Source organism: Comamonas sp. JC664, assembly GCF_042647185.1.
The window spans coordinates 1-19,430 of record NZ_JBHRUZ010000006.1; the positions used below are offsets into that span (position 1 = coordinate 1).

A 19,430-nucleotide genomic window follows, 5' to 3' on the forward strand; every position below is an offset into this window, starting at 1 on the left:
AAAACGCCGGCGTTGGCCTGGCAGCGGAGAAGAAGGGTTCTGGGACATGGGGTTTCCTGGATGGCGGCTCAGGCCAAGGCCTGGGCGCGGGGTGTGGAGAGGATGGAGAAGCAGCAACGCTGGCGCCACCGACGGAGGGCTGCTGGCGAAACTGCTGCGCATGGTGGTGGGCCGGCAGGCGGTCGCCCTGGCCAAACAGCTTGTGCGCATGCTGCCGGGCGCATAGCGCTCTTGTGCAGGCCCCGCGACTGCAGCTCGGGGACGACCAGTCGATAAAGTCGCCATTGCATTCGGGCACCACAGTGCGGGCGAGGTTGAAGCCATCAACAACCAAGCCTCATCCACCCAGGACTGCATCTCGTCGGCAATCTGTGGGCATCGCCCACGACGGTGGCGTAACGCCCGCCAGCGACAGCTCATCGAGTGGTCGCCCAGGCGGTAGTCCTCACGCCATTGGCCAGGCGCTTGATCGAGTTCTCGATGCCATTGCTGCGGTGCTGCTGCAGCAGCGGCGTGTCGCGCTGGTTGGTCGAATAATCAATGCCGGCCCGTGGCCGACAGATGCGCCAGCGCGGGCCTCGGGGCTGGCATAGCGGCAGTACTCCTGGTACTTTTCCTGGGCCTGGCGCGCGGTGGCGGCCACCACGGGGTCATGCCCACCAGCACCTTGATGTCGCGGGCTGGCGGCCGGCACGCTCGGCTTCGGCGCGCACTGGCGCACCAGCGCGGCGGTGGCGGCCTTGTCCTGGATGGCCATGAACACGCATTCGGCATGGCGCGCGGCAAACTGCAGGCCCCGGCCCGAGCTGCCGCCTGCAGCAGCACGGCGTGCGCTGTGGCGAGGCTCGCTCAGGTGGTAGCCATCGACCTGGAAATTGCGGGCCGCTGTGCTGCACGCGGCGCACCTGCTGCGGGTCGGCATAGATGCGGCGCGTGCGGTCGCGCAGCACGGCGCTGTCGCTCCAGCTGCCCTCGCCAGAGCTGGTAGAGCACGTCCATAAACTCATCGGCGCGTCATAGCGCGCATTCGTGCGCCAGTGCTGGCTGCTGGGCCCATGGCGCGCGCGCGCCGAGTCCAGATAACCAGTGACACGTTCCAGCCAATGCGGCCTTGGGTCAGGTGGGGTCCAAGGTAGAAAAAGCCCGCGCCAGCAGATAGGCTGCTCGTAGCTGAGGTTGACCGTTTACGCCAAAGCCCAGGTTCTCGGTCACCGCGCCATCGCGGGCACCACCAGGGTCGGGTCGTTGATTGGCAGCTGCACCGACTCGCGCAGGGTCACATCGACCGACTGCGGGTACGGTGTCATAGACCCGATGGTGTCGGCGATGAAGAGCCCATCGAACAGGCCGCGCTCGAGGCTCCTTGGCCAGGCCGGTCTAGTAGTCCAGGCGGCGGTAGTGGCTCGATTGGTCGCGCGGATGCGTCCACAGCCCATGGGTGATATGGCCCACGCTGGCCATGTTGAAGGCATTGAGGATGATGGGCGCACGCCCGCTGGCAGCGGTGCTGGCCATCACAGTGCTCCGTGGCGCGGGGGGCAGTACGCCGCTCAGCGCATAGTTGCCGATGGCATGGTATTTCCAGCGCACGGGGTCATGCAGGGTGTGGGTGCGCACATTGCGCCAGTAGCTGTCAAAGCCGTGCTCGGCAAAGGTGGCCGAGGTGCCACCCAGCTCCAGCAGCTTGTTGGCCGCCAGCAGGCCGGCCGTATGCGCCAGCGCACGTGCCTGCGCCACGGCTACCGAGGCGGCAGCCACCGTGTGCGCTGTGGGCTCCTGCTGCGCGGCATCCACCAGGCTGCACGCGCGCCGCAGCAGCGCCCGCGCCGCATGCAGGCGCAGCTCCACATTGCCCAGCGCCTGCAGGGTCAAGGGGTCGTCGCTCGCCTGCGCCACGCCGGCATCCACCCAGGCGCGCGACTGGTTGCGCACAAAGGGCAAGGTGGCACGCAGCGCGCCCTCGCCAATGCCCAGGTCGATGGCGGCATGGATGATCTGCGCAAACGGCCCGATGGTGCTGGGGCTGTCGAAGCTCGATTGGAAAGGCACGATCCAGGCCTCATCGATGGCGACGTTCTCCAGCAGCACCGAGCCGCTGCCGGTGACCCGCTGGCCCATGCCGTCCCAGTCGTCGATCACCGTCACGCCCGGCGCGCTGCGCGGAACAAACACCATCACGCTGACGGGGTCCTGGGCCGCATCGATGACCTGCATGGTCTGTACCGGAATCCAGTGCGCAAAGATGGCGCCGGTGCAGTAGAACTTGCGGCCATTGAGCACCCAGCCGGAGTCACCCCGCTCCAGGCGCGAACGGCGGCGGTAGTCGCGGTGGCCGATCTCGGACAGCGCATTGCCAAAGCGCTCGCCCGCCTGCACCCGTTCGTAGAAAAAGCGCTGCTGCGCCGCGCTGCCGCCCACGCGCAGCACCTCCAGCGCATAGAAATGGTTCTGCGGAATATGGCCCAGCGAGCCATCGGCCGCCGCCACGGTGGCGATCAGCTGCGCCACCGTCCAGGCGCTGGCCTGCAGGCGCCGTAGGCGCGCGGCACGGTAATGGCCCAGAGGCCGCTGTCGCTGTAGGCCTCGATTTCTGCCCAGGGCAGCGACGCTCGCGGTCGCGCAGTACCGCATCACCGGCCCAGGCAATCGGCCAGCTGCTGGGCCTGTTGCAGTGCGGCCTGCTCGCTGGCAAACACGGGGGGGCGCTGGCGTGGTGCGGGGGCGGGGGCCACCGGGCTGGCAGCGGCGATCACAGGGGAGAGGTAGTCATGGTGGTGGCTCATGGGCTTGGCAGCAGCATGGCGCTGGCCTGGCCCTTCAAAGTCGTTGTGCGTTGCGGCGGCTCAGTTCACTGGTGGCGGCGCGGGGCGCGGCCATTGAGCAGGTAGTTGCCCAGCAGGTGGTATTTCCAGCGCACCGGTCGTGCAAGGTGTGCACGCGGGCATTGCGCCAATAGCGGTCCAGGTTGTAGCCGGCGCGGGCCGATGAGGTACCGCCCAGCTCCAGCAGGCGTTTCGCTGGCGTTCAGCGCCGCCTCGGTAGTCAGGATCTTGGCGCGCGCCACGGCCACCGAGGCCTCGGCGCTGCTCTCGTCGGTGACGGGCTGGGCAGCGAAGGCATCCAACTGCTGCGCGGCATCTAGCAGCACCTCGCGCGCGGCATCCAGCTCCACCTGCAGCTGGCCAAACTCCTGATGATGTAGGGGGTCCTGCCAGGCATGCTCGACACCCGAGTGCACCCAGGCACGGGTCTTGTCGCGCACAAACTGGCGCGCCTCGTCAAACGCGCCCTGGCAATGCCCATGTCGATGGCGGCTTGCAGAATCTGCGACACCGGGCCGGAGAGAGTCGGCCGGTCCTTCAGGTCATGCAGCGCAATCACATCACGCGGCTCAACCTCCACATCGGTCAGCACCACACCACCGCTGGCGGTGGTCTTCTGGCCAAAGGCGTTCCAGTTGTCGATGATCTGCAGGCCCGGCACCGTGCGCCGCACCCAGACCTGCACGGGGCGCTGCGCCTCGTCCTCGGCGCGGAAAGGCACCCAGTGCGCAAACAACGATCCGGTGGAGTAGTAGCGCGTGCGTTGACCAGCAGCCGGCCATCGGCCGCCCGGCGCAGGCTGGCGGTGGCATCGCTCAGCTGGGCGGCGCGGCCCTTGCGCTCAGGTCCAGTATTGCCCAGCCGGTAGCCGCCCAGCACATCGGCAAACCAGCGGCTTTGCTGCGCGGGGCTCGCGGTATCGCGCAGGTTCTGCACCAGCGCAAAGTGGTTTTGTGGAATTTGCCCTAGCGAGGCATCGGCCGCGCTGATGGTCGCAAACACCTGCACGACGGTGTGCCAGCTGGCCTGCAGGCCGCCATGGCTGCGCGGCACGGTGATGCCGCCCAGGCCGCTGGCGGTATAGCGCTCGATCTCGTCCCAGGGCAACAGGCGTTCGCTGTCGCGCCGGGCCGCGCCGCCGCGAAAGCTCTCGGCCAGCGCAGCGGCCACCTGCAAGGCCTCGGCCTCGCTGCGGATCTGCGCGGGCTGGCTGGGCGGCAAAGGCAGGCGGGTGGGGAATCGGCGGGCAACGCTGCGCCCTGGGCAACCGCTGAAGTCATTCGGTGCTTTCTGAAAGGGGTTCGGAGAGAGACAGGCCAGAGACACGCCCTGGCCTGCAGACCACGGCACTGCGCCGTGGTGGGCCGCGATAACGCGGACGGTCAGCGGCTGCGCAACCAGTGCGCCACGCGGTCGCCGGCGGTCTGCACAATGGTGACCAGCGCAATCAGCACCGCGATCACGATCAGCATCACCTGGGTGTCAAGCGCTGGTAGCCGTAGCGGATCGCCAGGTCGCCCAGGGCCACCCGCCCCCACCGCACCGGCCATGGCCGACGAGCTGATCAGCGCCACCAGGGTGATGGTGAAGCCGCCGATGATGCCGGGCAGGCCTCGGGCAGGTAGACATGGCGCACGATGTCCCACTTCTTGCAGCCAATCGCCTGCGCTGCCTCAATGAGGCCGGGATCGACCTCACGCAGACTGACTCGGCAATGCGCGCAAAGAACGGCGTGGCACTGATGGCCAGCGGCACAATCGCCGCCCAGACGCCAATCGTCGTGCCGGTGACCAGACGGGTGAACGGAATCAAACGCGACCAGCAGCACGATAAAGGGCGTGGCCCGGAAGCCGTTGACGACGCTGCGACGGCGCGGTTGGTGCGGGGCGATTCGAGAAAGCCACCAGGCGCCGTCACGATCAGCAAGATGGCCAGCGGAATGCCCGCCAGCAGCGCGATACCGGCCGAGGTGGACACCATGATGAAGGTGTCGGCCAGCGCTTTCAGTAGCGGTCGATGGAAATACTCAGTTCAAACAACATAACCAGTACCCTGATTTCATGTGCGATGGTGGCAGGGCCTTGCGTCAGCGCGGCCCAGTCGTTGCGGGCGCAGCACCATCGATGGCGATGATGAGCTGGCCCTGGGCATGGCCCTGGATGCGGTCCACACCGCCGTGCAGCAGGCGCACCTTGGCGCCCAGTGCCTCGGCAATGCGGGGAAAGTCCGGCTCCAGCCCGTCATGGCCGCTGTAGCCCAGCTGCAGTACTTGCTCAAAGCGGCCGGTGCGGGCGCTTGCGGCTGCAGGCGCTGCTGCAGGTCATCGGGCACGCCGTGACGCAGCGGTGCCAGCAGGGCCTGGGTGGCGGCATGGCGCGGGTTGCAAACACCTGCCAGACGTCGCCCAGCTCGGCAATCTGCCCTTCTCCAGCACCAGCACCTGGTCGGCAATCTCGCGGATCACGCTCATCTCATGGGTGATCAGGATCACCGTGATGCCCAGGCGGCGGTTGATATCGCGCAGCAGCGCAAGAATGGCCTGCGTGGTTTCCGGGTCCAGCGCCGAGGTGGCCTCGTCGCACAGCAGAATCTCGGGCCGGGTGGCCAGCGCCCGGCAATGCCCACGCGCTGCTTTTGCCCGCCGGAGAGACGGCTGGGGTAGGTCTTGTGCTTGTCCTGCAGGCCCACCAGGTCGAGCAACTCGGTCACGCGCTGCTGGATCTGCGCAGCCGGCACAACCTGCGACCTTGAGCGGCAGCGCCACGTTTCTCGAACACCGTCTTGGCCGACAGCAGGTTGAAGTGCTGAAAAATCATGCCGACGCGGCGGCGCAGTTGCACCAGGCCCGCTTCATCCAAGGTGCCAATATCGACACCATCGACCAGCACCTGGCCGCTGCTGGGCGCTTCCAAGCGGTTGATGGTGCGCAGCAGGCTGGACTTGCCCGCGCCACTGCGGCCGATGATGCCGAAGATGCTGCCCGCAGCAATGTCCAAGGTGATGTTCTGCAGCGCAGGCACCTCACCGGCGATGAGCGGTAGACCTTGCCCAGATCGCGGAATACCACGGTGCCCAGCGGCGCAGCTGGGGCTTGGCCCTGGTGCCTGCGGTGGCCGATGCGGACACGCTCAGCCGCGCACTGCGGCCTTCTGCCGCTGGCTCGGCCTCGGCGCGGAACTGCCTGCGCAATACGTTGGATACGGCGGAAAGGGCCATGTGCTTCTCCTGTGTCCTGCCCTTACCAGGGCAAGGTGTAGAGCTTGGGATCGTTGTTGAACTGCTGGCTGATCGCCTGCTTGACTGCCGCAGAGTTCTGGAACACCTGGACAAATTTGCGCAGCTTGGGGTCGTCGGCACGGCTGGCTTGCGAAACAAAGCCCATCGCATAGAAACGGTCGGCAATGCCCGAATAGGCCAGGGCCTTGCTGGCCTGCTCCTTCTTGCCGGCGCTGACAAAGTAGCTCGGCCAGAGCACGGCCAGGTCCACATCGGGCAGCGAGCGGATCAGCTGCGGGCCTTCGACTTCATAAAAGCGCAGCTGCTTGGGGTTGTCGGTGATATCGGCCACCGTGGCGCCAGGTGCATCACCGGTGCGCAGGCGAATGAGGCCGCCTTTTGCAGCAGTGCCAGGCCCCGGCCCTGGTTGACCGGGTCATTGGCAATCGCGACCTTGGCCTTGGCCGGCACATCGGCCAGCGACTGGTAGCGCTCGGAGTAGATGCCAATGTTTCTGCAACAGGCCCAGGCCCACAAACTTGAGCTGGTAGCCGCGCTCCTTGATGACGTTGTTCAAGAAGGCCTGGTGCTGGAAGAAGTTCAGGTCCACATCGCCGTTTGTTGACGGCCTCGTTGGGCACCGTCCAGTCGGTGAACTCGACCAGCTCCACATCCAGGCCCTGGCTCTTGGCGTCGGCCACCACCGCCTTGATGGCATCGGCCGTGGCCCCCGGCGTGGAGGCGATGCGGATCTTGTCCGCTGCCTGCCCAGTTGCCACCCTCCCAGCATGGCCGCTGCTGCAATCGCAGCCACCACGCGTCTGTTGATCTTGTTCGTCATGTTTTTCTCGCTTGCTTGATGAAAGGTCTTGGTACGCGGCTTACTTCTTCAGCCAGGCCAGCGTGTAGAGCCGGTCGTCATTGCTGAAAGACTTTTTGCTGACCGTGCGCACGGTCTCGGAGTTCTGGTAGATGCGGATGAACTTCTGCACCACCGGGTCGTTGACCCGGTCCTTCTTGACCACGAACTGAATGGCGAACTGTTGGTCCTCGATGCCCGAGTACGCCAGGCCGCTTGATGGATCAAAGGCTTTGGCTGCCACAATGAAGTGCGGGTAGCCCTGGGCGATATCGACATCACCGGTGATGCGCACCAGCTGCGGCCCTTCGACCTCGACAAAGCGCAGCGACTTGGGGTTGCTGGCAATGTCGTTGATGGAGCCCAGATAACCGACACCCGGCTTGAGCGTGATCAGCCCCACCTTTTGCAGCAGCAACAGGCCCCGGCCCTGGTTGACCGGGTCACTGGCAATGCCCACCTTGCCGTTGTTGGGCACATCGGCCACGTTCTTGTGCTTGAGCGAATACAGGCCGACATTCGCCAGAATGCCGGTGCCGGCGCTGGCCAGCGCGTAGCCGTTCTTCTTCACCGCGTTGTCCAGAAACGGCTGGTGCTGGAAGTAGTTGATATCGATATCGCCGTTGTTGACCGCCACGTTCGGTGTGGTCCAGTCGGTGAACTCGATCACCTCCACATCGATCCCCTGGGCCTTGGCATCCTTGGCGCCGCATTGATGGAATCGGCATAGGCACCGGGCACGACAGCGATCTTGAGCTTGTCTGCCGCCACAGCCGGCAGCACCGCCACAGCAATGGCAGCGGAGATCAGCACACGCTTGAAACTCTGAAACATGGGACGTCTTTCTGGAGGTAAAGACTGCGCCATCACATGGCGGCAGCAGCAACGAAGCCTCCATTGGAGCTTTCGGGCTGGCTTTGCACCACGAAGAATTTCAATATGGATATGAGAAGTCTGTGCTGGGGGGCTCAGGCGCTCAGACGGGGATGCGTCCTCAGAAAACGATGGGCGACTGATGAAGTCGAGGACGGTCTTGTTCGGGCAGTGCTCTTTGGAACGCCTGTGGTGGTTCTAACGCGGGCTCGCTGCGACTCAGTGTTGGATTTCTGCTTGGGTCTCTGTTGGAGGGGGAAGGGCGTGCTTCACCCACTTTGGTGAGGCGGCAATGGGACGCATGCTTGAGCTGTAGTTGGGTGAGCGCGGAATTTGGCTATCAAGCCCCATCTGGCCAATTTATCGCACTAAAAGCGCCTAACCAACTAGCAGCAGCCGAACTGCATCTGGGATGGTGAATTCCTTGTCCTTAGGCCTGTTGATGGTTTAGGGTTTGTAGTCAGCATCGCTGGCGTGTGCGAGAGCGTCCACACCCCATTACACCTTTATATCCAGCATAGCTATTATTTTGGGAGCAATAAACCAAAAAACAATGGTTATCACGACTCTTTCCCAGTTGGGTTTGATCCACCAAGTTATCAACTCAAACCCTAAAAGCCCCTCGAGTATGAAAATAATTAACAAAAAACATGCATGCAGTACGCCAACTACTTGAAGCCTTTTGAAAAATGTCAATTCGGAATCAACGCACATTCAACTCCTCCGCCATCTTGATTCTTACTTTTATATTTTCACACTACTGCGAGGTAATGTTGCATGAATTGGCTATAGGTGAAGACACCCACAATCCAAATGGAATTACGCAGGAGCCACTGCACCATGCCCAGCTTTTGGCACAAAGGCTGGCTAAGCAGGCACCTGACGGTCAGGCAAAAACTGAATGACCGCATCTGAGAACGTCTGGCAACGACCACGCAAAATTCTGGGATATCGATCCCCTTCTGAAATGTTCGATGCGCGTGTTGCGTCGATCAATTGAATCCACAACCGTGACCGGGGCGCTACTGCATGTCCCTATCCAACCAGATAGTCAAGCTCGCGCCTCCAACGCTGCGTTGTACGTCTTCCCCCCCAAGCCTACGCTCGCTGAGCACGGTGATTGTGCAACAGCGCCAATGCTATTGGGTAAAAGACTTCATTCTGACGTCTGTTTGATGAGTTTTTCAAAATAGAAAAATCACCTTTAAATGTTGCGCAGACATCCGAAACCTACCCTGGCTCCGCAAATCTGTAGCTCCAAGATACGTCAACAATTCCAGCGTCAGATCTTAAATCATGAAAACGCTTGAACAAAGATATTTCCTGCTGCATAGAAGCATTTGCTTTTAGCACAACAGTCTCCGGTCGATGCCCAACCGCATAGATAGGTTTAATCTCCGTTTTTGCACCTCTATACTTTGCAGAATAGTTAACTCCAAAACCAAATACTGACCAAGGAAGAAAGTCATAGAGAATATCAACATCACGCGATGAGATATTGTGAATCGAAACAACACCAAACCATCCCCCATTGGCTTAACATTAATATTTACAGGACATGCTTGCGCAAATGCATTGGAATTTAAAAAAAATGCAATAATTAAATGCCTCAATTTAAAACACTTTTTCATTTTGGATATGTTCCTCGCATAACTTGGGCAAATAAATATTTTTGATATTACTTATTTCCATTTCTATCCATTTTTTACAATATTCATCGCAATAACTTTCTTTCAATGACCTTTCGAGGCAGCGCAGTTGAGCGTTAAATGCCTTCTCCTCAGATCTCATCCAATCTTCATGACTTCCAGCGCCAACTCCAGACTTGCCTTTATTTCCTTTGCAAATCTCCGGATTAGAGCTGAATGCATCTCCCCAATGGATTGATTCGTGAACTGCGAGGCATCTTACAATTGCTGGACATTTATGAGACTGATCGATAGGTTGCAGCAATACAGTCAGCGCTTCATCATTACAATAGATGGTATTTATATGAGCAATCTCTTTAAACATCTGTCCATTTTTAATCCATTTTTCTCCACTGGAATCCATTCGCACAAGAGGATTAGCAATCTACATATGCAAATACATTTAACCCTCCATCTACCCCGATAGGATCGCTCTGCATGTAAATGCCAGCAGAAGGCTGATAGTCTCTATTCAAGTTATGGTGCTTGTCGCTCTCTTTATCCCAATACTGCCCCGGAAATCTCAAATTCACTTGCACTGAATTCTCAACAACCTCAGTCGCTCCGAACGCCTCACTGACCCCTCTCCACGTAATATACCCTGCCTTATCCGTTGCTATATTTGGCGTACCCAGATGATCCGTATGCAGATAGTGATAGCCCGTTTGAGAAGTCGCTAGCCCACTATTTACCGCCTCCGCCTGCCAAACCGGATCCGTGCTCCACAGCCCTTTTTGACCCGCAACCGGATTGAACCCATAGGCTCGCTGCAGCTTGCCATCCTTGTCCAGCTCCCCATCAGCGCCTGCTCGCTGTAGACAAAGTAGGTCACTTGCGTGGCCGCGTCTTTGGTCACGCTCTTGCTGACTCTGCGGCCGAACGGGTCATAGCGGTAATGGGCTAGGGTGCCATCACTGCTCTCGTAGGTGATCAGTCGCTCGGCCGCGTTATAGCGGTAGGTCTTGCTGTCCTGCCCACTCGTTTCCTGCTGGGTATGGCCCTGCGGGGTGTAGCTCACCTGGTGTCTACCGCAGGGCTTGGGCTAAACGGTGTTTTGCTGGGGTAACGGACCATTTGGTTGTCGGCGTTGTAGCTCCAGGCGCCCGGCTGGTGCGCGCTGCTGGTGCGGTTGCCTACGGCGTCATAGCCATATTGTTCGCTGGGCAGGCCCAGGCCTGCAGGCTTTGGTCTGGCGTCGCCTGGGTGAGGCGGTCTAAGCTGTCATAGCCATATTGGGTGGTGCCAGGTCGCTGTCGATCTGGGTGATATTGCCAGCCCTGTCGTATTGGTAGGCCTTGCTGGCGAGAACCTGGTTGCTGCCGTTCTTGACCTGGATGCTGGTGGGGCGTTGCAGGGCATCCAGCGCCAAGGATTTGGTTGCTCCTGGGGTTTGAATGACCGTGGGCATATTCCACTGGTAGTTTTGGTAGCGGATCTCGCTGCTGTTGGGTAGCGTGATGTTGGCGAGCTGCCCCTTGGTGTAGCTATAGGTTTGCGTGCTGCCGTCGGGGTAGGTGTGGCTAGCCAGTTGGCCGTCGCTGTTAAAGCTTTGGCCTGTGGTGAAGCTGAAGCTTCCAGATTCATCTACTTTTCCATACGTCGTTTGGCTTTGTGCTGTGCGCCCTTGGGCATCTTGGCTGTAGCTGGCGCTGCTGATAAGTTGGCCGTTGCCATCTTGCTGTTCGTAGGCAGCAAGGCGCCCATCGTTGTCGTACCGGTAGCTGGTTTTCTCATCCAGGGTGGTGCCGCCAAGCTGGTGTTGCGCTTGCGTCATGCGGCCGGCCGCGTCGTAGCTGTAGCTGCGGGTATTGCCTCCTGCATCGGTGCGCAAGATCAGTTGATGGGCAGCGTCGTAGCGGTAGGCAATGGCTCCGCCCATGGGGCGAATTTCTTTGGTCTGCTGTCCTGATTTGTCGTACTCGAACCGGTGGGTGTTGCCATTGGCATCCCTGAGCTGGTCAGCTGGTCAAAGGCATCCCAGCTTTGTTTAGTGGCTTGCCCTGCGGGGTCCGTGCCCTTGATCTTTCTGCCCAGTGCATCGTACTCAACCAGCGTGGTCTTGCCTGCAGGATCGGTGCTCGCTACACGCTGGCCCAGCACATCATAGGTTTGGCTTTGTGTGCGACTCTCTCCGCCACCCAGGTGCTGGGTGGTCGCCGTTAGCCTACCCTGTTGGTCATACCGGTAGGTCTCTTTGTAGGTGGGGTACTGGGTGGCTATCAGCAGCCCTGCCTGCTCGGTATCATCTGCCCGTATTCGTAGCTGGTGGTGTTGCCTGCAGGGTCCTTGGTGGCCTGAATGCGGCCTCTCGCGTCATAGGTGGTTTCTGTGACCAGGCCGCTTGGGCTGATCGACTGGATAGGCCAGCATTGCTGTCATAGGCGGTTCTGCGGCCCGCGCCTTCGGTCTCGCCTGGTGCCAGGATTTCAATCACTCGGCCCCGCTGGTCGTAGCGGGTGACCTGGGTGTTGCCCATGGGGCTGATGACATGGGTGCGCCTGCCTCTCGCGTCATAGCGGATTTGGGTAGCGTGGCCCAATGGATTGGAGGCCTTGGTCACATTGCCAGCGGCATCCACCTCCAGGCTGGTTGTGCGGTTCAGTGCATCGGTCTTGCTGGTGGGGCCCCGCGCAAGTCATACGCCATCGTTCTCGTGTGCCCCTCCCCATCGGTTTGGGCGGTCACGTTGCCCGCACTGTCGTACTGCCAGCTTTGGGTAATCGCATCCGCCTTGGTCGCATCGCCCGCGCCCTTTGTGCTGCTGGTGAGCTGGCTGTAGGGGTCGTAGGTGTAGAGGGTGGTGCGCTGCTCAGGTAGGCCTTTGGCCTCCACCCATTCGATGACATTGCCTTTGCTGTCATAGCGCCAGGTACTCACAACCCCCAACTGGTTGGTGTAGCTGCTCTGCCGTCCAAACACGGGCTCATACGTGTACTTCTCCACGCTGCCATCGGGATGGGTGATTTGCAGCGGTTGGTAGTTGCTGTCGTAGGTCGTGGTGGTGCTGTAGCCCCGGGCATTGGTGTATTTCTGGCTGTAAGCGCCATCCCATTGGTTGGAGGCGGTCTTTTTACCGTTGAAGGTGCGACTGAGCTCATTGCCTTGCAGGTCGTACTGGGTGACGGTGGCGTTGCCCCGGCAGTCGGTGTAGGTGACTTCAAACACCCGGCGCTCGCGCAGGTAGTTGTTGGCGCCCGTTGATGCGCAGCCACTTTGCCCGTCAAACTGGCCTACGCGTCCGCCGCCCCAGAGGTTGGCGAGCTTTTGCGTGGTGCCGCTGGTACCTGTGGGGTCGATGGTGACGCCCTTCTTGCCCAGGCTCAGCATGGGCTCGGGTGCGGGGATGCTTTGGATGTACTGGGCGCTGATCTTGAGACCCAGCGGGTCGGTGCGGCTAGTGATCTGGCCGTTGGCGTCGTACCCGTACTTCCAGGCGTTGCCCATGACGTCGGTGACCTGGGCCAGGCGCTGGCCTGCCCATTGGTAGCTGACGCTGCGCCCAGCCAGGTCTTCTATTCTTGTGATCAGGCCCCCTGCCATGGTGACGGTGTAGATGGTTTTGCCCCGTGGTCCAGGATGCGGGCGCTGGTGGCGCTGTCGTAGGCGAAGCTGACTTTGACGCCGCTGGCGTTGGCATAGCTTTGGATGACGCCGTCTGCGCTGTAGTGGATGGTGTTGCCAAAGCGGTCGTACCACTGCCAGCCGGTGTGCTGGCCAGCTGCATCCTTGAGCCTTTTGATATAGACGGGGGCGTTGCCTTTGCTCTTGGCCATGTACAGATCGCTTTGGCCGCTGCGTTCGTAGAGCACTCCCACCCGCTCTATCACTTTGGCGTCGCTGCCCAGCGGATCGAGCTCAAAGCTGAGCGGTGCCCAGGCGGGGTTGAGCCACCAGCGCCCCTGGCTCCAGGAGCGGGCAATGTCCAAGCTGCCGCCCAGCACTTTGACGCTCAGGTCGGTGTTGCTCTCCTGGTACTCGCCATTGATCCAGTTGATGCGCGGCTCGCCGGCTTTGGCGACGGGGGTGAAGCCCAGCTCGGTGTTGGGGACGAAGGCGCCTATGCCGGAGATCCCTTGGGCGGAGGCCACGCTGGCCAAGCCCAAAGCGGCGACCAGCAGGCTGGTGCGCAGTAGGTGCTTAGCAGGGGTGCCCCCATTTGCATTGGTGAGTGCTGCAGTCTTTGCCGCAGCAGTCGCTAATCCCACTGTGTTTTTCTTTGTCATTGTCATATCTCGTTCCCTCGTATTGCTTGGCCTGGCATGGGCTGTTGCCTGGCCTTGCTGCGGCTTTGTGCGCAGCAAGGCTTGATGGCCAGTGTTTTTTGATTGGGTTGTTCAGGCGCTGAAGGCTTAGCTACTGCAGGGCCAGCGGGGCCAGATCCACCACCGCCTCCTCCGCCCCCGCCACCACCGCCAGGGCCGGAACCCGCACCAGCGCAGCACTCACCCCGGCAATGGGGTGTGCACTGTGGCGCCAGAGGCAGTTGGGTGCCGCTTCCTCCACCAGAGCCACCGCCCCAGCCGCCTCCTCCGCCGCCGCCCCAGCCTCCGCCACCTCCACCTCCGCCGCTACACGACGTACCGGTGCCGACCAAGCGGCTGTATTGGGAGAACACCACCCGGTTCTCTCGCTCGCCGTTCACGCACTCAAACGAGCATTCGGCCGTGGCCCACACGCTGTAGGACGAGCAGCTCGATGCCTTGCTGCTGAAGGTGTTGGCCAACGCGCGTTGCACAGCGGTAAAGTCGCCCGCTTTGGTATTGGTAAAGCCAATGCGTTTGGGGTGCAGCTTGACGGCAGTCACCCGGTAGGGGATGACTACGCGCTGCTTGGCTGCCAGCACCTTGGGGATGTCCGCCAGAAAACTCGTAGCGGTAGTACTCATCGGACTGGGGCGGCTTGAAGACGACGTCCTCGGCCTGGATCAGGCCGTAGTTGGTCAAGGTCAGCTCGCCGGTGTGCTCCTCGCCAATTTGCAGCTCGGGCAGGTTGATGGACAGCGGCTCCAGCAGCACCACAGGTGCGGGCACCTGGGTCTGGAACGTGGCTTCCAGGTTGATGTCGTAGACATCGGGAATGGTGGTTTCCGTGACGCTGAAATCAATGCTGATGGTTTGGTACTGCAGGTGCACCCGCTCTGTGGTGGTGATGCCGGGCGCACAAAGAAGCGGCCGGTCTTGTCAGAATGGCGCGGGCCACTGGCACGGTAGGTGTAGGTGCCTGGTGGCAGGTCCGTCACGACAGCCTTGCCTTCCGCATCGGTGGTGAGCGTGCGCAGATAGGTGAGCACGGCATCGTTTTGCAGGCGGATACGGGCACCGGCCACCCCCTTGATGGGTTGGTTGTCTGCGCCCAGGGTTCCGGTAAACAGATCGGTGATCTGGAAGCTCACCCCGCCCTGCCCGCTTTGGGTCACGGCCACCGATACCGGAATGACGCCATCCCCGCTGTTGCCTGCGGTGACGATCAGCTTGTAGTTGTAGATGCCATCGGCCACATTCTTGCCTGGGCTGGCCGTCACCTGGATGGGCACTTCGCCGCCCACATCAATGGCCCCGATCTGGTTGCCGCTGGCCAGGAACACCCAGGCAGGCGGCGGGTTGCCGCTGTTGTCTACCAGCTTGACCTGCACATTCTGCGCAGCCACCAGGCCCGGTTGCCGATGACTACGCTCTCGGTAACGGAGCTTTCTTGTTGCACGCGGTCTCGATGAACGTGGGCTTGGCAAACAGATCTGGCCGGGCCTGCACCAGCTTGTAGTTGATGCTGAATGTGCCGCGCGGCGTATCGCCTGAATCGGCTGCAAAGGCGGTGAGGACGACCGTGCCCGATTCACCTGCCGTAGCGCTGCCGGTGAACTTGATGACCATGGGCACGGAGGCACCGGCGGCAATATTGACAGGCGGGCCTGCATCCACGCTGATGCCTGGCGGCAGGCTGCCGCTGGGCTGGTTGGCCGGCACAACGGCCCAGCGCACCCCCTCCACGCCTGTGCCGGCACTGGCACGCGCCTGGATGGTGATGTTGCTCGCAAAATCGCGCGCGGCTGTCAGGTTGTAGCTGGAGAGGTTAAAGCTCAGGCGGTTGATCGTGAAGCGCCCTTGCTCAGCGGTTGCGGTTTCATCGGGATGAACCACCGAGACGACATAGGTGCCGTTGTCATTGGCAGCGGGTACAAACTCATAGCGGTAATTGCCGCTCGCATCGGTTGCGATATTGATGCGGCGCTTGAAGCCCGCGATATCCAGCACGATGCGCAGCGCAGCATTGGGGATTGGCTGCGCGGTATCGCGGGTGACGGCAGCGCCGGTGATAACAATGCTTTGCGCTCCATAGGACAGTGCAGGGCTGATATTGGCCACCGTGCCGGTGTATGGCGTCTTGGGCACCTCCGGCACGACGGGGGCGTTTTGCACCGTCACCACACGGGTGGCCTGCGCGGTCTTGCCTGCGGCTGAGGTAGCCACCGCCTTCAAGGTATAGCTGCCATCGGCTGCCGCATTAGCCGCCCATTGCGCGCTGTATGGCGCTTGGGTGGGCGATGCCAGCAACACATCGTTGGCGTAGATATCTACCTTGGCAATGCCCGCTGGGGCAGAAGCCACGGCGGTGATCGTGGCCGCGCTGGACAACACCGCATTGGGCGCAGGCGCCACAAAGCTGATGCTGGGTGGTGCGCTGGCATAGGTCACCGTGACCGCTGCGCTCTTGGGGCTGGTGCCGCGCGTGTTGCTGGCCGTCGCCTCGATCAGGTGTGCGCCTTCGCCCGGCAAGCTGATGCTGGCCGCAAAGCTGCCATTGGCGCCCACTGCGACCGGCGCACCCGATGCCTGCCCATTCAAGAACAGCTGCAGATGCGAGCCCGGCATCGCTGTGCCCGCCACATTCAACTGTGGAACGGCCACGGTCGTACCTGCCGCTGGCTGGGTGATGACCGGAGCGGCAGGCGCACTCAGATTGAGGGTGAAAGGAATATCCAGCACTGCCACAATGCCATCGGCATCGGTCGCGGTGATGCTGAAGCTGTGGTTGCCATTGGGCAGCTGGGCAAAGTCCACCATCTGGCTGTGGGTGACCGGGCTGGTCTTGCCATAGCTGCGCTCAAAAATCTGCACGCCGTTGACGGCAGCCTGGAGGCTGGTGACACCCACGGCACTTTCTGCGCTAACCGCCAACGTGCCCGGCTGGGTGATCGTGGCATTGGCTTGCAGTGCTTGGCCAGCAAAGCTGGCGGTGATGGCTGGGCCATTGCCGCCTTGCTTTTGTACTTGGACGGTGCGGGTGGCGGTGTTGCTCAAGCCAGCGGCATTGGTGGCCTTGGCTTTGAGGGTGTAATTGCCATTGGGCACACCCACCAGGGACCATTGGACTTGGTAGGGCGCGGCGCTCAGCAGCGCCAGGCGCTTGTCGTTCACCAAGATCTCCACATCCCGCAAGCCCTCAGCATCGCTGGCCGTTACCGCAATGGTGGTGTCTTGCTCCAGCACCGCGTTTGCTGCAGGTTGACTGAATTGCACTACGGGCCCCTCGGGCGCATAGGCAATGGGCTGGCTGAGCGAGAACTGGTTGGTCTTGTTCTGCGCCGTGCGGAACTGCACGTACAGCATCCTGGCGCCACCACCGCTAGACAAGGTGTAGGTCACTGTATTGGGGTGGCTGGCCATGGTCTGCCAAGCCAGCGCCTCGCCAAACTGGTCCGATTCCTGGATGCGGTACTGCGCTGCCTGCGGGCACTCCAGGACCAGTTCGACATTGCGCACCCGGGTGACATAGCCCTGGGTGGGCGCCATCGTGCAGTTCAGCACCGGCTCTGCACCCAGGTAACTGCCATAGTCCACCCCGGTGCTGACGGCATTGCCCTGGCCTGCCGGATTACCTACCGAATCTTTGGGGCCGCTGGCATGCCCCCACCAGTTGCCGCGCGCTTGCACCACGGCAGCGGGCTGGGTGTTACGCACCCCAAACTGGGTATTGGCCGAAATATCGGATTCAGCGATGGCAGGCGTTGCACCTTGCTCGGCCAACAGACCCACCTCGTTATGGGTGATGCGTGATGCGCTGATGCTGGGACTACCACTGCCTATCACCCGAATACCCACGGCATTGTGGCTGAGCTGCAAGCGGTTGAAGCTATAGCTACCACCATGCACAACCAGGCCGGCGCCGCCGTTCATATAGCTGGGCAAGCCCGCTGTACCACCGGCATAGCGAATCTGCAGGCCATCGAGTTGGAGGCCAGCCGCAGGCACACCCGCCTCGACCAGCGCACCCAACCAATCGCCTGCTTCTGCAGTGCCCGGCTGCGGGTTGGTGGCCGCAATGGCACTGTCATCGAACTGGCTGGTGAACAGCACATGGGCACCCGTTTGCAACTGGTCGCGCACATTGATACCAGCGCCTTCGCCAAATTTAACGACAACACCATCGGAAATACTGAGCTTGGCATTGCCCGCCGCCAGTGCGACTGCACCGCCTGCCAACGCGGTACCTGCCAGTGCTACCGCTGCCATGGTTTGGCTATGCCTTTTGCCCGCCATTACAGACCTGCGGCATAGTGATGCCCACGCTCGGCGGGTGAATAACGAAGTGATGTGGGAGAGTTGCATGGTCTTCTCCTTCTTATGGGTTGACGGTGATCACGCCGCTGGTCGCCGGTACAAATCCGGGCTGCTGGCGGTTATTTGGGTGGTGCCTGGGGATATAGCAGTGAAGATCGCGCGGGCGGAACTACTCGACCCTGCAGGCCAATTCACGGTGGTTGTCACCGTCCCCACAGATGGAACCGAGCTCGAGAAAGTAATGGTCAAATTAGCAGCAGGGTATTGGTCATTGGACCAATATGCGCCAGAAACTTGAGCTCTCACGTAAATACTCGTGGACTTTTGCCCAACACTCAGCGAAGAAGGGCACTAGATAGAACCAATACCGGATTTATGGTCTCAAAATCGATCACTCCAGACTCGAAGCCAGCAGCAGTTGCCTCCACTTGAGTCGATCCAATATCGACACCAGTGACGCTGATGTATGCCCGGCTCTGTCCAGCGGGAATAGTCACCGTCGCTGGAGTAATGCACACCTCCGATGCGATGCATCGCAGATTCACCGTCACCGCCTCAGCGCCATTACTCACCACGCCATTAATGAGACGCTCTACATAAAACTCCCTGTAATAGTTGTACAGCCCCTTGCCCACAATCAACTTTGAACCGCTGTACTTTGTAAGTCTTAGACCCTGTGCTGCAGCTGTTACCGTCTGAACCTCTGATTTTTCTGCGGTAACACCTACGACTTCAGCCTCCACTCTATAAGTCCCAGCAGCTGCAGGCTGAGCTATATATGCAGTTCCCGTTGAGCTAGACCCCCTGGCAACCGTCAGTTGTGTGATCAGACTATTGCTACTGTTGTAGATCCCATTGACAACTCCAGCGGGCTTTGGTCTTTCAGTGAAACATTAATTTGCAACGAATTGGCAGCATATTGATCAGTTGTCCAATCCGCACCAGGCACCGTCAGTGTGATAGAAAAATCATCGCGAATGCTGGATGTCGTACGGTTTTTATCTAAGCTGTTGAACCGCACGACTGGCAAGATAACGTCAACTGACATCGGTGCCGCCGATGTTGCGCCCTCTGCAGTTGCCTCCACTTGAGTCGATCCAATATCGACACCAGTGACGCTGATGTATGCCCGGCTCTGTCCAGCGGGAATAGTCACCGTCGCTGGAGTAATGCACACCTCCGATGCGATGCATCGCAGATTCACCGTCACCGCCTCAGCGCCATTACTCACCACGTCATTAATGAGACGCTCTACATAAAACTCCCTGTAATAGTTGTACAGCCCCTTGCCCACAATCAACTTTGAACCGCTGTACTTTGTAAGTCTCAGACCCTGTGCTGTAGCTGTTACCGTCTGAACCTCTGATTTTTCTGCGGTAACACCTACGACTTCAGCCTCCACTCTATAAGTCCC

21 protein-coding genes and 10 pseudogenes are annotated in these 19,430 nt (G+C 60.7%); 1 reads left to right on the top strand and 30 read right to left on the bottom strand.

The window, feature by feature from the left end:
* The 28 genes and pseudogenes from ACFODQ_RS00855 to ACFODQ_RS00990 all read right to left on the bottom strand — a co-directional run.
* A pseudogene (locus ACFODQ_RS00855) lies at positions 1-298 on the bottom strand (hypothetical protein); the annotation flags it as partial.
* Between the two features lie 147 nt (positions 299-445).
* Positions 446-922: a hypothetical protein gene (locus ACFODQ_RS00860; protein ID WP_377014463.1), complete on the bottom strand. Its 477-nt coding sequence runs from the start codon at positions 920-922 to the stop codon at positions 446-448.
* A 286-nt stretch (positions 923-1,208) separates the two neighbouring features.
* Entirely contained in the window at positions 1,209-1,436 is a 228-nt protein-coding gene (locus ACFODQ_RS00865; protein WP_377014465.1) for a hypothetical protein, read from the bottom strand.
* Positions 1,378-1,515, bottom strand: a complete 138-nt coding sequence (locus ACFODQ_RS00870; protein ID WP_377014467.1) for a hypothetical protein — start codon at positions 1,513-1,515, stop codon at positions 1,378-1,380. Before ACFODQ_RS00870 ends, ACFODQ_RS00865 begins: the two co-directional genes overlap by 59 nt.
* Positions 1,515-2,783: pseudogene (locus tag ACFODQ_RS00875) on the bottom strand (SfnB family sulfur acquisition oxidoreductase). The gene ACFODQ_RS00870 and the pseudogene ACFODQ_RS00875 overlap by 1 nt, the downstream one beginning before the upstream one ends.
* Before the next feature lie 65 nt (positions 2,784-2,848).
* Positions 2,849-4,049, bottom strand: a pseudogene (locus ACFODQ_RS00880) (SfnB family sulfur acquisition oxidoreductase).
* A gap of 155 nt (positions 4,050-4,204) precedes the next feature.
* Positions 4,205-4,802: pseudogene (locus tag ACFODQ_RS00885) on the bottom strand (methionine ABC transporter permease).
* 106 nt (positions 4,803-4,908) lie between these two features.
* Complete coding sequence (locus ACFODQ_RS00890; RefSeq protein WP_377014525.1) at positions 4,909-5,088, bottom strand: NIL domain-containing protein; 180 nt, start codon at positions 5,086-5,088, stop codon at positions 4,909-4,911.
* A 54-nt stretch (positions 5,089-5,142) separates the two neighbouring features.
* On the bottom strand, positions 5,143-5,313 hold the full coding sequence (locus tag ACFODQ_RS00895; RefSeq protein ID WP_377014469.1) for a hypothetical protein: 171 nt from the start codon (positions 5,311-5,313) through the stop codon (positions 5,143-5,145).
* Positions 5,310-5,842, bottom strand: a pseudogene (locus tag ACFODQ_RS00900) (ATP-binding cassette domain-containing protein). Before ACFODQ_RS00900 ends, ACFODQ_RS00895 begins: the two are co-directional and overlap by 4 nt.
* Before the next feature lies 1 nt (position 5,843).
* On the bottom strand, positions 5,844-6,038 hold the full coding sequence (locus ACFODQ_RS00905; RefSeq protein WP_377014471.1) for a hypothetical protein: 195 nt from the start codon (positions 6,036-6,038) through the stop codon (positions 5,844-5,846).
* Positions 6,039-6,060: 22 nt separating this feature from the next.
* A pseudogene (locus tag ACFODQ_RS00910) lies at positions 6,061-6,509 on the bottom strand (MetQ/NlpA family ABC transporter substrate-binding protein).
* A gap of 203 nt (positions 6,510-6,712) precedes the next feature.
* Positions 6,713-6,817 (bottom strand): annotated as a pseudogene (locus ACFODQ_RS00915) (MetQ/NlpA family ABC transporter substrate-binding protein); the annotation flags it as partial.
* Between the two features lie 102 nt (positions 6,818-6,919).
* A pseudogene (locus ACFODQ_RS00920) lies at positions 6,920-7,731 on the bottom strand (MetQ/NlpA family ABC transporter substrate-binding protein).
* 1,653 nt (positions 7,732-9,384) lie between these two features.
* Positions 9,385-9,822 (bottom strand): hypothetical protein, encoded by a 438-nt coding sequence (locus ACFODQ_RS00925; RefSeq protein WP_377014473.1) that lies wholly within the window; start codon positions 9,820-9,822, stop codon positions 9,385-9,387.
* 13 nt (positions 9,823-9,835) lie between these two features.
* Positions 9,836-10,249: an RHS repeat-associated core domain-containing protein gene (locus ACFODQ_RS00930; protein ID WP_377014527.1), complete on the bottom strand. Its 414-nt coding sequence runs from the start codon at positions 10,247-10,249 to the stop codon at positions 9,836-9,838.
* Positions 10,147-10,476 (bottom strand): RHS repeat domain-containing protein, encoded by a 330-nt coding sequence (locus ACFODQ_RS00935; RefSeq protein ID WP_377014475.1) that lies wholly within the window; start codon positions 10,474-10,476, stop codon positions 10,147-10,149. The genes ACFODQ_RS00930 and ACFODQ_RS00935 overlap by 103 nt, the downstream gene beginning before the upstream one ends.
* A gap of 195 nt (positions 10,477-10,671) precedes the next feature.
* The gene (locus tag ACFODQ_RS00940; RefSeq protein WP_377014529.1) at positions 10,672-11,232 is read right to left on the bottom strand and encodes a hypothetical protein; all 561 of its coding nucleotides are present in this window, start codon (positions 11,230-11,232) and stop codon (positions 10,672-10,674) included.
* Positions 11,209-11,349, bottom strand: a pseudogene (locus ACFODQ_RS00945) (RHS repeat domain-containing protein); the annotation flags it as partial. The pseudogene ACFODQ_RS00945 and the gene ACFODQ_RS00940, both read right to left, overlap by 24 nt.
* Positions 11,292-11,714, bottom strand: coding sequence for a hypothetical protein (locus ACFODQ_RS00950; RefSeq protein ID WP_377014531.1), 423 nt, complete (start codon positions 11,712-11,714; stop codon positions 11,292-11,294). The pseudogene ACFODQ_RS00945 and the gene ACFODQ_RS00950, both read right to left, overlap by 58 nt.
* The gene (locus ACFODQ_RS00955) at positions 11,678-11,818 is read right to left on the bottom strand and encodes an RHS repeat domain-containing protein (protein WP_377014533.1); all 141 of its coding nucleotides are present in this window, start codon (positions 11,816-11,818) and stop codon (positions 11,678-11,680) included. The genes ACFODQ_RS00950 and ACFODQ_RS00955 overlap by 37 nt, the downstream gene beginning before the upstream one ends.
* Before the next feature lie 65 nt (positions 11,819-11,883).
* Positions 11,884-12,036: pseudogene (locus ACFODQ_RS00960) on the bottom strand (hypothetical protein); the annotation flags it as partial.
* 20 nt (positions 12,037-12,056) lie between these two features.
* Positions 12,057-12,998, bottom strand: a complete 942-nt coding sequence (locus tag ACFODQ_RS00965; protein WP_377014477.1) for a hypothetical protein — start codon at positions 12,996-12,998, stop codon at positions 12,057-12,059.
* Entirely contained in the window at positions 12,983-13,561 is a 579-nt protein-coding gene (locus tag ACFODQ_RS00970; protein WP_377014479.1) for a hypothetical protein, read from the bottom strand. The genes ACFODQ_RS00965 and ACFODQ_RS00970 overlap by 16 nt, the downstream gene beginning before the upstream one ends.
* Positions 13,562-13,811: 250 nt before the next feature.
* Positions 13,812-13,970 carry a hypothetical protein gene (locus tag ACFODQ_RS00975; protein ID WP_377014481.1) on the bottom strand — a complete coding sequence of 53 codons (159 nt, stop codon included), beginning with the start codon at positions 13,968-13,970 and terminating at the stop codon, positions 13,812-13,814.
* A gap of 134 nt (positions 13,971-14,104) precedes the next feature.
* The gene (locus ACFODQ_RS00980; RefSeq protein WP_377014483.1) at positions 14,105-14,476 is read right to left on the bottom strand and encodes a hypothetical protein; all 372 of its coding nucleotides are present in this window, start codon (positions 14,474-14,476) and stop codon (positions 14,105-14,107) included.
* Positions 14,404-15,105, bottom strand: a complete 702-nt coding sequence (locus tag ACFODQ_RS00985; protein ID WP_377014485.1) for a collagen binding domain-containing protein — start codon at positions 15,103-15,105, stop codon at positions 14,404-14,406. The genes ACFODQ_RS00980 and ACFODQ_RS00985 overlap by 73 nt, the downstream gene beginning before the upstream one ends.
* Before the next feature lie 19 nt (positions 15,106-15,124).
* The gene (locus tag ACFODQ_RS00990; RefSeq protein ID WP_377014487.1) at positions 15,125-17,968 is read right to left on the bottom strand and encodes an Ig-like domain-containing protein; all 2,844 of its coding nucleotides are present in this window, start codon (positions 17,966-17,968) and stop codon (positions 15,125-15,127) included.
* A gap of 64 nt (positions 17,969-18,032) precedes the next feature.
* Between ACFODQ_RS00990 and ACFODQ_RS00995 the strand changes: the two genes are divergently transcribed.
* A complete protein-coding gene (locus ACFODQ_RS00995; protein WP_377014489.1) occupies positions 18,033-18,314 on the top strand; it encodes a hypothetical protein in 282 nt (93 codons plus the stop codon).
* Between the two features lie 37 nt (positions 18,315-18,351).
* Here the strand turns inward: ACFODQ_RS00995 and ACFODQ_RS01000 are convergent, their stop codons facing one another.
* Both ACFODQ_RS01000 and ACFODQ_RS01005 read right to left on the bottom strand, forming a co-directional pair.
* A complete protein-coding gene (locus ACFODQ_RS01000; RefSeq protein WP_377014491.1) occupies positions 18,352-18,759 on the bottom strand; it encodes a hypothetical protein in 408 nt (135 codons plus the stop codon).
* 83 nt (positions 18,760-18,842) lie between these two features.
* A complete protein-coding gene (locus ACFODQ_RS01005; protein WP_377014493.1) occupies positions 18,843-19,418 on the bottom strand; it encodes a hypothetical protein in 576 nt (191 codons plus the stop codon).
* Positions 19,419-19,430: the final 12 nt, after the last annotated feature.